10 protein-coding genes are annotated in these 14342 nt (G+C 73.3%); 6 read left to right on the top strand and 4 right to left on the bottom strand.

Annotated features, from left to right (window positions below; all coding sequences use genetic code 11):
- The first annotated feature begins 190 nt into the window (after positions 1–190).
- Both ABZV42_RS01845 and ABZV42_RS01850 read left to right on the top strand, forming a co-directional pair.
- The gene (locus tag ABZV42_RS01845) at positions 191–2746 is read left to right on the top strand and encodes a helicase C-terminal domain-containing protein (protein ID WP_356050645.1); all 2556 of its coding nucleotides are present in this window, start codon (positions 191–193) and stop codon (positions 2744–2746) included.
- 144 nt (positions 2747–2890) lie between these two features.
- A complete protein-coding gene (locus ABZV42_RS01850; RefSeq protein WP_355977583.1) occupies positions 2891–4528 on the top strand; it encodes a DNA repair helicase XPB in 1638 nt (545 codons plus the stop codon).
- Positions 4529–4701: 173 nt separating this feature from the next.
- Here ABZV42_RS01850 and ABZV42_RS01855 read toward each other — a convergent pair whose 3' ends face one another.
- The gene (locus ABZV42_RS01855) at positions 4702–4896 is read right to left on the bottom strand and encodes a hypothetical protein (protein ID WP_355977580.1); all 195 of its coding nucleotides are present in this window, start codon (positions 4894–4896) and stop codon (positions 4702–4704) included.
- Positions 4897–5390: 494 nt separating this feature from the next.
- Between ABZV42_RS01855 and ABZV42_RS01860 the strand changes: the two genes are divergently transcribed.
- A complete protein-coding gene (locus tag ABZV42_RS01860) occupies positions 5391–7382 on the top strand; it encodes an ATP-binding domain-containing protein (RefSeq protein WP_356050706.1) in 1992 nt (663 codons plus the stop codon).
- 88 nt (positions 7383–7470) lie between these two features.
- Here the strand turns inward: ABZV42_RS01860 and ABZV42_RS01865 are convergent, their stop codons facing one another.
- The 3 genes from ABZV42_RS01865 to ABZV42_RS01875 all read right to left on the bottom strand — a co-directional run bounded on the left by ABZV42_RS01865 (position 7471) and on the right by ABZV42_RS01875 (position 11099).
- Complete coding sequence (locus ABZV42_RS01865; RefSeq protein ID WP_355977578.1) at positions 7471–8685, bottom strand: hypothetical protein; 1215 nt, start codon at positions 8683–8685, stop codon at positions 7471–7473.
- 449 nt (positions 8686–9134) lie between these two features.
- Positions 9135–9839: a copper homeostasis protein CutC gene (locus ABZV42_RS01870; RefSeq protein WP_355977575.1), complete on the bottom strand. Its 705-nt coding sequence runs from the start codon at positions 9837–9839 to the stop codon at positions 9135–9137.
- Positions 9840–10067: 228 nt separating this feature from the next.
- Positions 10068–11099 carry a saccharopine dehydrogenase NADP-binding domain-containing protein gene (locus tag ABZV42_RS01875; RefSeq protein ID WP_355977572.1) on the bottom strand — a complete coding sequence of 344 codons (1032 nt, stop codon included), beginning with the start codon at positions 11097–11099 and terminating at the stop codon, positions 10068–10070.
- Between the two features lie 111 nt (positions 11100–11210).
- On the opposite strand from ABZV42_RS01875, the gene ABZV42_RS01880 reads away from it, so the two are divergent.
- The 3 genes from ABZV42_RS01880 (at position 11211) to ABZV42_RS01890 (ending at position 14340) form a co-directional block, all read left to right on the top strand.
- Positions 11211–12206 carry a helix-turn-helix domain-containing protein gene (locus ABZV42_RS01880; protein ID WP_356050646.1) on the top strand — a complete coding sequence of 332 codons (996 nt, stop codon included), beginning with the start codon at positions 11211–11213 and terminating at the stop codon, positions 12204–12206.
- A gap of 62 nt (positions 12207–12268) precedes the next feature.
- Positions 12269–12949 carry a hypothetical protein gene (locus ABZV42_RS01885; RefSeq protein WP_356050647.1) on the top strand — a complete coding sequence of 227 codons (681 nt, stop codon included), beginning with the start codon at positions 12269–12271 and terminating at the stop codon, positions 12947–12949.
- A gap of 191 nt (positions 12950–13140) precedes the next feature.
- The gene (locus ABZV42_RS01890) at positions 13141–14340 is read left to right on the top strand and encodes a Cmx/CmrA family chloramphenicol efflux MFS transporter (RefSeq protein ID WP_356050708.1); all 1200 of its coding nucleotides are present in this window, start codon (positions 13141–13143) and stop codon (positions 14338–14340) included.
- Positions 14341–14342: the final 2 nt, after the last annotated feature.

The following is a 14342-nucleotide window of genomic DNA, read 5'->3' on the forward strand; positions in this document are numbered from 1 at the left end:
CCCTCCGGGGCCGGTGCGTTGGATACCCCGTGGTGAAGAAGGTACCGGTTCTCCGGTGCGCGGGAGCGTCCGGTCCGGGGCTCGGGCAGCCGTACGACGTCCGCCGGCGCCCCGGGGTCGTACGGCCGCCGGGCGGTTCACCGGCCGGGGGCCGGGCCCGCGGAGGGTGCCACCCGCTACCGTTGACAGGATGAGCCCCGAGACGACCGCCCCGCGGTCCCTGGCGGAAGCACTCCGCGCGCGGGACGACGCCTCGCTGTCCGCCCTCCTGCGGTCCCGGCCGGACCTGATCACCCCCGTCCCCACGGACCTCACCCAGCTGGCCACACGGGCGGGCACCCGCGCGTCGGCCGTACGTGCCCTGGAGCGTCTTGACCGTTTCACGCTCCAGACGGCGGAGGCGCTGGCGGTGGCGCGGGAACCGGCGACGTACGACGAACTGCTCGGGCTGCTGGCGGGTGACGACGGCGACCCGGCGGTCACGGCGGCCTTCCCGCACGCGCTCGCCACGCTCCGCGAGCAGGCGCTCCTGTGGGGGGCCGACGACCGGCTCCGGCTCGTACGCACGGCACGTGAACTGCTCGCCCCGTCCCCGCAGCACCCGTCGCCCACGGGGCTCGGGCCGACGGTCGGCGAGGCGACGGCCGGCATGTCGCCGGGGCGCATCCAGGAGATCGTGGCCGTGGCGGGACTGACGTCCACCCATGACTCCGTGTCGGCGGTGGCGTCGCTCAGTGCCCTGTTCTCCGACCGTGACCGGATGTCGGCGCTGCTCGACGAGGCCCCCGCGGAGGCGGTGGAGGTGCTGTCCCGGCTGGTGTGGGGGCCGCCGTACGGGCAGGTGACGGCCGAGCCCGCGTCGCATCTGCGCTGGCTGATCGGCCGGGGGCTGCTGCTCCCGACCGCTCCGGGCACGGTCGTCCTGCCCCGGGAGGTCGCCCTGCATCTGCGGGCGGGCCGCGCGCACCGGGTGACGGAACCGCTGGCACCGGCGGTCGAGCCCGCGACCGCGCACAGTCCACAGGCTGTGGACAGCACCGCGGCCGGTCAGGCCTACACGACGCTGGCGACGGTCGAGGAGCTGCTGAAGGACTGGCACGAGGGCGGTCCCGCCGTGCTGCGCGCGGGCGGCCTGAGCGTGCGGGACCTGAAGCGGACGGCGGTGGCGCTCGACGTCTCCGAACCGATCGCCGCCTTCTGGGTGGAACTCGCCTACGCGGCGGGCCTGGTGGCGTCGGACGGGGAGGCGGACGAACGGTTCGCGGCGACTCCGGCCTACGACACCTGGCTGGAGCTGCCCGCCGCGGAGCGCTGGGCGCGGCTCGCCTCGGCGTGGCTCGCGGCGACCCGCACGGCCGGCCTGGTCGGCGGCCGGGACGCGAAGGACCGTACGCTCTCCGCGCTCGGCCCCGGCCTCGACCGCTCCGCGGCGCCCGAGGTCCGTCACCGCGTCCTCGCCCTGCTCGCCCAGCTTCCCGAGGGCGCCTCCCCCGACACGGACTCGCTCCTGGCCCGGCTGTACTGGGAGCGCCCCTCGCGCGGTCTCCGGCCCTCGCCGGACGACCTGCGGGCCCGGCTGGCCCGCTGGACGCTGTCCGAGTCGGAGCTGCTCGGGGTGACCGGCCGGGGCGCGCTGTCCGCGCAGGGGCGGGCGCTGCTGGGCCTGCCGGCGACGGGCGCGAAGGCGCCGGAGCCGTCGGGCCCGGGCGACAAGCTTCCCGCCCACCACAGGCGGCGCCACCCGGCGGCCCCTCCCGTGAGCGCCCCCGTACCGCGCTCCCCCGCCGAGCAGGCCGCGGCGGCTGCCCGGGCGGCCAGGCTCCTCGCGCCGCTCCTGCCCGAGCCGCTCGACCACATCCTGCTCCAGGCGGATCTGACGGCGGTCGCACCCGGCCCGCTGGAGCGGCCGCTGGCGGACACGCTGGGGGTGCTCGCGGACGTCGAGTCCAAGGGCGGGGCGACGGTGTACCGCTTCACCCCGGCCTCGGTGCGCCGGGCCCTCGACGCGGGCCGTTCGGCCTCCGACCTGCACGCCTTCCTCGCCGCCCATTCCCGTACGCCGGTCCCGCAGCCGCTGGCCTATCTGATCGACGACATGGCGCGCCGGCACGGCCATCTGCGGATCGGGGCGGCGTCGGCGTATGTCCGCTGCGACGACGAGGCGGTGCTCAACGAGATCCTCGCGGACAAGCGTTCGCAGGAGTTCCGCCTGCGGCGGATCGCGCCGACGGTGCTGGTCGCGCGGAGCGACCCGGCGGGCCTGCTCACCGGCCTCAGGGCGATGGGCTTCGCGCCGGCCGCCGAGTCGGCGGAGGGTGACGTGCTGATCAGCCGGGCGCACGCCCACCGCACCCCGCCGCGCACCGCCCCCGAGCCCGTCCCGGACGGCCCGCCGGTCCCCGACGCCACGCTCCTCGGCGCGGCGATCCGGGCGATCCGGGCCGGGGACCTGGCGTCCACGGCCCCGCGCAAGGACGACTCGGCCACCGGCCGTCCCGGCAACGGCGCGCTGCCCCGCACCAGCTCCGCCGAGACCCTCGCGACCATGCAGGCGGCCGTGATGACGGGCGAGGCGGTGTGGATCGGCTACGTCAACGCGGAGGGCGCGGCCAGCCAGCGCGTCATCGCCCCGATCCGCGTCGAGGGCGGCTTCGTCACGGCGTACGACCACACGGCGGACGAGGTCCGCACCTATCCGCTGCACCGGGTCACGGGGGTCGCGGAGCTCGCCGGCGACCAGCCGTGATGCCTGCCGGCGACCAGCCGTGATCCCCACCGGCGGCCGGTCGTGATCCCTCACCGGCGACCCGCCGTGATCGCCCGCCGGTAGTGCACACTGGACGTTTGGCCGAGCATCCGCGCCGGGTGCCGCCACGCAGAAAGGGACAGCGTGAACGGACCCCTAATCGTCCAGTCCGACAAGACACTCCTGCTGGAAGTCGATCACGAGCTGGCCGACGCCTGCCGTCGGGTCATCGCCCCCTTCGCCGAGCTGGAGCGGGCCCCCGAGCACATCCACACCTACCGAGTGACGCCGCTCGGCCTGTGGAACGCGCGGGCCGCCGGGCACGACGCCGAGCAGGTCGTGGACGCGCTGGTGGAGTTCAGCCGCTATCCCGTCCCGCACGCACTGCTGGTGGACATCGCCGAGACGATGGACCGCTACGGCCGGCTGACGCTGAGCAAGCATCCGACCCACGGGCTCGTCCTGACCACCACCGACCGGCCCGTCCTCGAAGAGGTGCTGCGCTCCAAGCGCGTCGCTCCGCTCGTCGGCAACCGGATCGACCCCGACACCGTGGCCGTGCACCCCTCCGAGCGCGGCCAGATCAAGCAGACGCTGCTGAAGCTGGGCTGGCCCGCCGAGGACCTCGCCGGGTACGTGGACGGCGAGGCGCACGCCATCGAGCTGGACGAGAACGGCTGGGCGCTGCGGCCCTACCAGCGGCAGGCCGTGGAGAACTTCTGGCACGGCGGGTCCGGTGTGGTCGTACTGCCTTGCGGCGCCGGCAAGACGCTCGTCGGGGCCGGGGCCATGGCCCAGGCCAAGGCGACCACGCTCATCCTCGTCACCAACACCGTCTCCGCCCGGCAGTGGAAGCACGAGCTGGTCAAGCGGACCTCGCTGACCGAGGACGAGATCGGCGAGTACAGCGGCACCCGCAAGGAGATCCGCCCGGTCACCATCGCCACCTACCAGGTGCTGACGACCCGGCGGAAGGGCGTCTACCCGCACCTGGAGCTCTTCGACTCCCGCGACTGGGGCCTGATCCTCTACGACGAGGTCCATCTGCTGCCCGCCCCGGTCTTCAAGTTCACCGCCGACCTCCAGGCCAGGCGCCGGCTGGGGCTGACCGCCACGCTGGTCCGGGAGGACGGGCGCGAGTCGGACGTCTTCTCGCTCATCGGGCCCAAGCGGTTCGACGCGCCCTGGAAGGAGATCGAGGCGCAGGGTTACATCGCGCCGGCCGACTGTGTCGAGGTACGGGTGAACCTCACCGACTCCGAGCGGCTCGCGTACGCCACCGCCGAGGCCGAGGAGAAGTACCGCTTCTGCGCCACGACCGCGACCAAGCGGAAGGTGACCGAGGCACTGGTGCGCAGGTTCGCGGGGCAGCAGATCCTCGTGATCGGCCAGTACATCGACCAGCTCGACGAGCTGGGCGAGCACCTGAACGCGCCCGTCATCAAGGGTGAGACCAGCAACGCCCAGCGGGAGAAGCTGTTCGACGCGTTCCGGGAGGGCGAGATCAGCGTGCTCGTCGTGTCCAAGGTCGCCAACTTCTCGATCGACCTGCCGGAGGCCACGGTGGCCATCCAGGTCTCGGGCACCTTCGGCTCCCGCCAGGAGGAGGCCCAGCGCCTGGGCCGCGTGCTGCGCCCGAAGGCCGACGGCCACAAGGCCCACTTCTACTCGGTCGTCGCCCGCGACACGATCGACCAGGACTTCGCCGCCCACCGCCAGCGCTTCCTGGCGGAACAGGGCTACGCCTACCGGATCATGGACGCCGACGAGGTGCTGAGCTGAAGGCCGGCCCCTCCGGCGTGTGAGGAGCGGGCTCCGGGGCGGAGCCCCGGGTACGGGTAGGGCCGATGAGGCCGGGCCGTCCGCCGGCGGTCGCCGGGGCGGTCCGGTCGCCGGGGCCGGGCTGCGGTCGCCGAACCGGGGGCGGTCCCCGATGGAAGAGGGCGGGCGTCGCGTCAGCGGTGGTGGACGCCCGCTTCCTCGCCGTATTCGCCGAGGATGACGACGCCGACCGCGGCTCGGGCGTACACCTTGACGGCGCGCAGGGCGTCGCCGAGAGGGTGACGGTGGCGGGTGGAGGTGACGGCCGTCGCACCGCGCGCGACGGGCCCGGGATGGGCAGGTCCTGGGGTGAAAGTGGCTGCGCTCATATCTCCATGGTGCGACCCTCCGCCTCGAACGGCGTCGGTCTGTGGACCGAACCTCGCCACCTCTCAGGTACGGCTCCGGGCCCCCCGCCGTACGCCTCACGGCGGACACCGACCCCTAGGGTTCCCCGGGCCCGACCCCGATACGGCGGGCCCGCACCGGAAAACCATTGGCCCCCGCATCTGTCTCTGGCCTAGAATCTTCGCTCTTGCCCGCCTCCCTCCACGGAGTGCCGCCGTCCGGACGGAAACCGGACGGCATCTGGAGTCACACCGGATTCCGCACGGATTCCGGCCGGATTCCCAACGAAATCCGCAGAGAGTCACGCTCTGCGTCACTCGCACAGCACTCCCGCACACCCCGCAGCAGGTTTCCCCGGAGGCAATTCCCCGTGTCCACCCTGTCCGACGGTCCGTCCGGCACGCAGTCCGAGTCCGGCGATCCCCTCTCCCGAGAGCGCTCCCACCTCACCCAGTCCCGTTCGGCACTGCGCGCGATGCGCGAGGACGCCGAGAACCTCGACATCCGCGACGTCACCGCGAACTGGGTGAACGCCGAGGTGCTGCACCGGCAGATCACCGAGCGCATCAAGGCCCTCGCCGACCTCAGCCACACCCCGCTGTTCTTCGGGCGGCTCGACTATCTGCACGCCCCGGGCTCCGACCTGGCGGAGGGCGCCGAGGGCGAGCGCTTCTACATCGGCCGTCGGCATGTCCACGACGCCGGCGGCGACCCGATGGTCATCGACTGGCGCGCGCCGGTGTCCCAGCCGTTCTACCGGGCCTCGAAGAAGGACCCGATGGACATCGGGCTGCGCCGCCGCTTCGGCTACACCGGCGGCGACCTCACGGCCTACGAGGACGAGCACCTCTCCGACCCCGCCGAGACCGCCGCCACCAGCAAGCTGCTCCAGCAGGAGATCGAGCGCCCGCGCGTCGGCCCGATGCGCGACATCGTCGCGACCATCCAGCCGGAGCAGGACGAGATCGTACGGTCCGGCCTGTCCGGTTCGGTCTGTGTGCAGGGAGGCCCCGGCACCGGGAAGACCGCCGTCGGCCTGCACCGGGTCGCGTATCTGCTGTACGCGCACCGGGAGCGGCTCGCCCGCACCGGCACCCTGGTGATCGGGCCGAACAAGTCCTTCCTGCACTACATCGAGCAGGTTCTGCCCGCCCTCGGTGAGCTGGAGGTCAAGCAGGCCACCGTCGACGATCTCGTCGCCCATGTCGAGGTGCGCGGCGGCGACGACGCGACCGCGGCCGTGCTCAAGGGCGACGCCCGGATGGCCCAGGTGCTGCGCCGGGCCCTGCGCTCGCACGTGACGATCCCGACCGAGCCGGTGGTGGTGGTCAGGGGATCACGCCGCTGGCGCGTCCCGGCGTACGAACTCGAGGAGATCGTCCGGGAGCTGCTCGGCCGGGACATCCGGTACGGCGCGGCCCACCAGGCCCTTCCGCAGCGGATCGCGCACGCCGTGCTGGTCCAGATGGAACGCTCCGGGGAGGCGCCCGACGACCGGGTGCAGGACGCCGTCGCCCGCAACGCCGCCGTGAAGGCCGCCGTGAAGGCGATCTGGCCGCAGGTCGACCCCGCGAAGCTCGTGCTCCGGCTGCTGTCCGACGCGGAGTTCCTGGCCGCGCACTCGGAGGGGCTGCTGGACGAGGGCGAGCGGAAGGAGATCCTCTGGGACAGGCCGGTGCGCGGCGTGAAGTCCGCGAAGTGGTCGGCCGCCGACGCCGTGCTGATCGACGAGGCGACCGACCTGGTCCAGCGCACGCACTCGCTCGGGCACGTGGTGCTCGACGAGGCGCAGGACCTGTCGCCGATGCAGTACCGCGCGGTGGGGCGGCGCTGCACGACGGGCTCGGCGACGGTGCTCGGCGACCTGGCGCAGGGGACGACCCCGTGGGCGACCCGGAGCTGGGCGGAGGCGCTGGCCCATCTGGGCAAGGGCGACGCGGTCGTCGAGGAGCTGACGGCGGGCTTCCGCGTCCCCACGGACGTCATCACCTACGCCTCACGGCTGCTGCCGCACATCGCGCCCGGTCTCGCGCCGGTCGCCTCGGTACGGGAGAACCCGGGCTTCTTCGAGGTGCGCGCGAGCACCGGGGACGCCGAAGTCGTGGCCGCGGTCGAGGAGTTGCTGGGGCACGAGGGATCGGTCGGGCTGATCGCCGCCGACGCCCGGATCCCCGTGCTCGCCGAGGCACTGACGGCGGCCGGGCGGACATATATCGGTCCGGGCGAGGAGACGACGGCCGAGACCCGGCTGACCCTGGTGCCGGCCTCGCTCGCCAAGGGCCTGGAGTACGACTACGTGGTCCTGGACGAGCCGGACGCGGTCGTGGACGGCGAGCCGGACGAGCGCACCGGGCTGCGCCGCCTGTACGTGGCGCTCACCCGCGCGGTGTCGGGGCTGATCGTGACGCACGCGGCGCCGCTCCCGGCCGAACTGGCCGAGCCGGCCGGACCGGGCTCACCGGCCTGACCGGCCCACCGGGCCGTCGGCTTCCTGCCCGGACGTCGACGGCCCCCGGCGCTGAAGCCGGGGGCCGTCGACGGTCGGGCGTGGAGCCCTAGTTGAACTTCCTGCTGGTCGCCAGGTAGACCTGCTTGGCGTTGTCGCCGAGGTGCGGCCCGGTGATGAACGTCTTGCGGTCGCTCAGGGAGTTGTTGGAGACCAGATAGGTCCGGCCGTTGTGGCTCATGAACCAAGGGCCGCCGGACGCACCGCCGTTCATCGTGCAGCCGATCATGAACTGGGCGGGGACGCTGCTCGCGAGCACGAACCGCTTGGTGGCGCCGTGGCAGTCGTACATCTTCGAGCCGTCGTAGGGCGCCTCGGCCGGGTAGCCGCGGACCTTCATGGACTTGACCTTGTTGGCGGCAGGCGCGCCGAACCACACCGGCAGAGCCGAACCGAGCTGCTCCTGAAGGGACTTGCCGCCGTTCTCGGGCTTGACGTGGAGCACGGCGTAGTCGTACCCGGAGGCCGCGTTGCCCGTGTGTGCGCCGCCCTTCATCCACTGGGAGGAGGTCGTGGCCCAGTCGGCCCACCAGACGCCGTACGGGGAGACCGACTTGGCGCGCGGATCGGTGATCTGACGACTGCTCAGGCTCGCGCTGTTGTTGTACGAGGGGACGAAGGCGATGTTGCGGTACCAGCCGCCGCCCTTGCCCGCGTGCACGCAGTGGCCCGCGGTCCACACCAGGTTGGACTTGCCGGGGTGCGCCGGGTCGGTGACGACGGCGGCCGAGCAGACCATGTTGCCCTGGGGCGAGGAGAAGAACATCTTGCCGACGGGCGGCGCGTAGTGGTGGTAGGTGCCCCTGACCTTGGCGGCGGTCTGCTTCGTCACCCTGCCGTCGGGCAGGTAGGAGGTGGCACCGCTGCCCGAGCCCGAACTGGTGCTGCCCGCCTGGGCGACCGGGATGCTGGCCTTCGCCTCGGCCATCTTCTCCGGCGACCAGAAGTCCTTGATGTACGGGTTGGCGAAGTCCTCCGCCTTGGCGGCCCAGTGGCTGTAGTCCTGCCACCCCCCGTTCTTCCACTTGTCCAGGGCGGCGCCGCTGAGTTCGGTGGGAATGCCGTCGGGGAGCTTGTAGCCGCCGATCGAGACGGAGCCGTCGTCCTGACCGGTGTCGACACCCTTGCCGGCCTGGGCGGACGCCGAGGGCCGGGCGGAGGCCCCCGCGTCGTCCTTCTTGCTGTCACAGGCCGTGGTGGTGATCATGACGGCCGCGATCACGGCCGCGGCTGCCGCGAGCGTGCGGCTGCGTATGGATGGCATGAAGCCCTGTCCCCCTGAGGCTGCTGTGCTGCCGCACCGCTGTCACCGGCGCGCACACATGTGTGATTGTCATGGCCCGGGCGATCGGGCCGCGATCAAATATGCACGCAAAAAGCGGCCCGCTGATCGCCTCGTGACTCTCACAACACAACAACTACGTTGCGGAGATGGATCCGTGACCTGCCGCACCGGATCGACCGAGCGAGACGGCCCCACGAGAACGGCGACCGCCACGCGCCAGGGGACATCGGCCGCCGCACGTCAGGAGGGACAGCAGCAGCCGCACGCCGGGTGGCAACAACCGCCACTCGCCGAGTGACGGCAGCCGCCACGACGCATCGACAGAGGGCGACAGCCGCCGCACCTCAAGAGGGAACCGCGCCGCAGCCCCCGAGGCGGACGGTGTCCCGCGCATCCCCCAGGGGCGCCCTCGCGTCGCCCCGGGCGCCCTACGCGTCGACGGCGGTCCGCCACTCCCGTACCGACTCGGCGGAGACCGGTCCGGCCCAGCCTTCGGGACGGGCGGCACCGCCGATGTGGAAGGCGTCGAGGCCCGCCGCGCGCAGCTCCGGCAGATGGTCGAGGCGCAGACCGCCGCCGACCATGATCCTCGGCTCGTACCCCGGTTCGGCCCCGCGAGCGGCCTCGGCCGCGAGGACGGAGAGCCCGTCGTCGACACCCGCCGGGGACCCGGCGGTCAGATAGGCGTCGAGGCCGGGCAGGTCCGCAAGCTGCTTGCGCAGGGCGTCACGGTCGGCGGCGCGGTCGATCGCACGGTGGAACGTCCAGCGGCAGCCGTCCAGTTCGGCGACGATCCGCTCGACGGCGGCCAGGTCGGGGCCACCGTGCTCGTCGAGGAAACCGAGCACGAACTCGTCCGCGCCCGCGTCGCGCAATTCGGCCGCGGCCCGCACGAGGGCGTCGACGCCCGCCGCTCCGCCCGCCGAGAAGCCGTCGGACAGGCGCAGCATGACGCGCAGCGCGATGTCGACGGAGGCACGGATCCCGGCGAAGGCCTCCACCGACGGGGTCAGCCCGTCGGCCGCCATGTCCGTGACCAGCTCCAGCCGGTCCGCACCGCCGGCCTGAGCGGCGACCGCGTCCTCCACGCCGAGGGCGATCACCTCCAGGACCGCGCTCTTCCGCTCACTCATCGGACCTCTTCCTTTGGGCCGCTATAGGTCTAGTCCAATCCAAGAGTACGCGGGCGGGGGCGTCGGCGAGAAGCACCGGGCCCATCGGCCACCTGATCGGACTCCGGCCCGGGTGGTGCATGGCGACGACGCGGGTGGGGCGCGGCCGTTCCGGCGGCCACGGCGGTGTCCGGGGCGCCCCCACCCACCACGAACGCCACCGTCCGGCCGACAGCACCGCGCACCCCGCTATCCGCGCAGTTCGAAGGAGATGTGCGGGGACAGCGTGCGGAGGAAGTCGGGGGCGTCGAAGATCTCGCCGGCGGAGGCGACACCGACCGTCCGGGTGCGTCCCGTGAGGATGCGGTCGACCGCTTCCACCACGAGCGGCGCGGTGACGGCGTAGATGTCCTGGCCCCTGGCCACGGCCCGCCGTTCGCTGCCCCCGGCGCGCACGACGACGTCGACGACGAAGGTCTGCCCGCTCCGCCCCCGCCCGTCGACCGCGCGCGGAGCCGGGGTGTCCGGGGCCGCCAGTTCCCCGGCCGCCTCCACGGTCATGTACGTGCGCACCTCGGGTACGTCGAGGTGGCTGGGCACGGTGACCACGTCGGCCATCGAGAACTCCCCGATGACGGCACGCGGGCCCATCGGATCGGGGAACGGCCACTCCAGGGCGGGCGGGGAGTCCTGGCGGTACTCCAACCGCCCCTTCGTGTAGAGGACACGCCGACCGCCGCGCCGCTCCCGGGAGACCGCGCCCGCGGCACGCGTCCCGGCGGTGGGGTGCCAGCCACTCAGCCCGTACGCGATGTGCGCCTCGTCGGCCGCCGTCCACTCGCCCATCGCGGCGGTGGCCAGCAGGTCGCCCAGACCGCCGTAGAAGGCCATCGCCGGGACGATCACCGTTCCCGCGGCCCGCGCCCGCTCCGCGAACTGCGTGAACGTGTCGAGGTTGGCCTCGATCTCGGCCGCCACGTCCACGTACGGGATGCCGGCACGCAGGGCCGCCTCGATCACGGGGGCGGCCGTCGTGGCGAAGGGCCCGGCGCAGTTGATCACCGCCGCGGCGCCGGCCAGCGCGTGGTCGAGCGAGGCCGGGTCGTCGACCGAGGCCGGGCGGACTTCCACGTCCGGTCGTGAGGAGGCAAGTTCCTTCAGCTTCCCGGCGTCCCGGCCGGAGAGGACGGGGGTGAACCCGCGCTCCAGCAGTTCCTCCACCACGAACCGTCCGGTGTGTCCGTACGCGCCGAACACCGTCACCGTCTGACCCGACTCCATGGGTTCTCTCCCGTGCTCGAAGTGAACTGCCTTGATCCGTCACGGACATCCTGGCGAGCGCGGGCACCTCACACGAGTGTCCGGAACGCCAGGCCCCATACAATTCCGGACATGACCTCTGTCGCGCTGGCCGTCACCGACGGGATGCTGCACTTCGAACTAGCCCTGGCCTGCGAGGTGTTCGGTTCCGCGCCGGACGCCGTGAAGGGCCCCTGGTACGACCTGTCGCTCTGCGGGCCCGGGCCCGTGCGGGTCGGCCCGTTCCGGCTGGAACCCGACCACGGCTTCGACCGGCTCCCGTACGCCGACACGGTGATCGTCCCGGGCTGGGCCGACATCGACCGGGAGCCGCCCGCCGCCCTGCTCGACGCGGTGTGCGCGGCCCACGAGGCGGGCGCCCGCGTGGCCTCTCTCTGCACCGGCGCGTTCGTCCTGGCCGCCGCGGGGCTGCTGGACGGGAAGCGGGCGACCACGCACTGGGCGCACACCCGGGCCCTGGCCACCCGCCATCCCCGGGTGATGGTGGACCCGGACGTCCTCTACGTGGACGACGGCAGCGTGCTCACCTCGGCCGGCAAGGCCGCCGCCATGGACCTGTGCCTGCACCTCGTCCGCCTCGACCACGGCTCGTCGGTCGCCAACACCGTCGCCCGCAACCTGGTCGTGCCCCCGCACCGGGACGGCGGCCAGGCCCAGTTCGTCAGCACCCCGGTGCCCGCCCCCGACCACCACCCGCTGGCCGAGCTGTTCCCCTGGGTGATCGAGCGGCTGGACCGCCCGCTGACCGTGGAGGACATGGCCCGCCGGGCGCGGATGAGCTCACGCAACCTGGGACGGCACTTCAGGTCGGTGACCGGCACCACCCCCCTCCAGTGGCTGCTGACCCAACGGATACGCCACGCGCAGGAGTTGCTGGAGACCACCGACGCCGGTGTCGACACCATCGCGGCGGCCACCGGCATGGGAACCGGGACGACGCTGCGCCGGCACTTCAACCGCACGGTCGGCGTGCCCCCGGACGCCTACCGCCGCACCTTCCGCTCCCGGACCCGCCCCGGCCCGGCCGACATCGGGCAGCACGGACAGCCCCACGACCGGCGCCCCTGAGCCGGCCGGCGGCGGCAGCCCTCCCGCGGCGGCGACCGTCCACCGACGGGGACAATGGCGCCATGGCAGCAGAGAGCAACCGCCACCCCGCCCGCGCGGAGCTGACGAAGCGCTGGGCGGACACCGTCCTGGCCGCGCGCGACGGCGACGGGTCCGGCCCCGCGCCGGAGCCCTACGGGGCGAACCTCCTGGACCGCTGGGCCGAACCCCGGCGCCGGTACCACACCACCGACCACCTCCTCGCGGTCCTCGACCACATCGGCGTACTGGAGGCCCACGGGGAGCGTGCCGACGATCCGGCCGCCGTGCGCCTGGCCGCCTGGTTCCACGACGCCGTGTACCTCCCCGACCGCTCGGAGAACGAGGAGCGCTCCGCCCGGCTCGCCGAACGCGCGCTGGCCGAACTGGGCGTCGCCCCGGAGCGCACGGCCGAGGTCGCCCGGCTGGTGCGGCTCACCGTCACCCACGACCCAGCCGACGACGACACCGCCGGCGCCGTCCTGTGCGACGCGGACCTCGCGATCCTGGCCTCGCCCCCGGCCGCGTACGCCGCCTACACCGCCGCCGTCCGCGAGGAGTACGCCTTCGTCCCCGACGACGCCTTCCGTGTGGGCCGGGCGGCCGTACTGCGCCAACTCCTCGATCTCCCACGGCTGTTCAGGACCCCGTACGGGGAACGCGTCTGGACGGAGCCGGCCCGCCGGAACATGGAGGACGAACTGGCGGCGCTGACGCAGGCATGACGGCCGGGGCCGAAGCGGGAAACGGGTTCGACGGCGGGCGCCCGACCCCGTACGAAGGAGGTATGCCTCCGAGCCCCGGTCCCCTGAAGCCGGACATACCCGCGCCCACCCGAACCTCCGCCTCCGGCTCCGCCCCGGACGTCGAACCGGACATCGACCCCGACTTCGCACCGGGCCGCGACCGGCCCCGTATGCCCCTGTCCGTCTACGTCCTCGCCCTGTCCGTCTTCGCCCTCGGCACCAGCGAGTTCATGCTCTCGGGTCTGCTGCCGTCCATCGCGCGGGACATGGGCGTGACGATCCCGCGGGCGGGTCTGCTGATCTCGGCGTTCGCGATCGGCATGGTCGTCGGCGCGCCGCTGCTCGCCGTGGCCACCCTGCGCCTGCCGAGGCGGACCACCCTCGTTTCCCTGATCGCGGTCTTCGGGCTCGGCCAGCTGGTCGGAGCCCTCGCGCCCGGCTACACCGTGCTCTTCGCCTCACGTGTCGTCAGCGCCCTGGCCTGCGCGGGCTTCTGGGCGGTCGGCGCGGCCGTGGCCGTCGCAGCGGTGCCGGCGACCTCGCGGGCGCGGGCACTGGCCGTGATGATCGGCGGCCTGTCGATCGCGAACGTGCTGGGTGTGCCCGCGGGCGCCTTCCTCGGCGAGGGGCTCGGCTGGCGGGCCGCGTTCTGGGCCGTCGCAGCGGCGTCCGCCGTAGCGCTCGTCGGCATCGTGACCCTCGTCCCGCCCATCGCGCCCCCGCGCGAGCGGCCCCGGCTGCGCGCGGAACTGCGCGTCTACCGCGACGGGCAGGTCTGGCTGTCGATCGGCACGATCGCGCTCACCGCGGCCGGTGTCTTCTGCGTCTTCAGTTATCTCGCCCCGCTGCTCACCGATGTCGCCCGCCTCGACGCGAGCTGGGTCCCGACCGTGCTGGCGCTGTTCGGCGTGGGCGCGCTCATCGGGACGGCGCTCGGCGGGCACTTCGCCGACGCGTATCCGTTCCGGGTCCTGCTGAGCGGCATGGCGGCGGACATCGTCGTGCTCGTCGCGTTCGCCCTGCTCGGGCGGTACGCCGTCGCGGCCGTCCCGTTCTCCTTCCTTCTCGGGGTCGCCTGCTTCAGCACCGCCCCGGCGCTGAACGCCCGGATGTTCCAACTCGCCGCGGCCGCACCCACCCTGGCGGGCGCCACCACCACCTCCGCCTTCAATCTGGGCAACACCGCGGGTCCTTGGCTGGGCGGCGCCGTCATCGACGCGGGGCTCGGGTACCGGGCCACCGCGTGGGTGGGCGCCGTGCTGACGGCCGCCGCCGTCGGCCTGACCCTCGTGGCCCTGCGGCCGCACCGCCGTACGCGGGCCGCACGGCCCGCCGGAACGGCGGAGAATCCCGTACGTTCCAAGGCGTGATC

The organism is Streptomyces sp. NPDC005281 (assembly GCF_040607495.1).
Classification (GTDB): domain Bacteria; phylum Actinomycetota; class Actinomycetes; order Streptomycetales; family Streptomycetaceae; genus Streptomyces.

Coding starts and splice junctions, on each gene's coding strand:
- ABZV42_RS01845 (WP_356050645.1), top strand. CDS start 191: ATGAGCCCCGAGACGACCGCCCCGCGGTCCCTGGCGGAAGCACTCCGC.
- ABZV42_RS01855 (WP_355977580.1), bottom strand. CDS start 4,896: ATGAGCGCAGCCACTTTCACCCCAGGACCTGCCCATCCCGGGCCCGTC.
- ABZV42_RS01860 (WP_356050706.1), top strand. CDS start 5,391: ATGCGCGAGGACGCCGAGAACCTCGACATCCGCGACGTCACCGCGAAC.
- ABZV42_RS01865 (WP_355977578.1), bottom strand. CDS start 8,685: ATGCCATCCATACGCAGCCGCACGCTCGCGGCAGCCGCGGCCGTGATC.
- ABZV42_RS01870 (WP_355977575.1), bottom strand. CDS start 9,839: ATGAGTGAGCGGAAGAGCGCGGTCCTGGAGGTGATCGCCCTCGGCGTG.
- ABZV42_RS01875 (WP_355977572.1), bottom strand. CDS start 11,099: ATGGAGTCGGGTCAGACGGTGACGGTGTTCGGCGCGTACGGACACACC.
- ABZV42_RS01880 (WP_356050646.1), top strand. CDS start 11,211: ATGACCTCTGTCGCGCTGGCCGTCACCGACGGGATGCTGCACTTCGAA.
- ABZV42_RS01885 (WP_356050647.1), top strand. CDS start 12,269: ATGGCAGCAGAGAGCAACCGCCACCCCGCCCGCGCGGAGCTGACGAAG.
- ABZV42_RS01890 (WP_356050708.1), top strand. CDS start 13,141: ATGCCCCTGTCCGTCTACGTCCTCGCCCTGTCCGTCTTCGCCCTCGGC.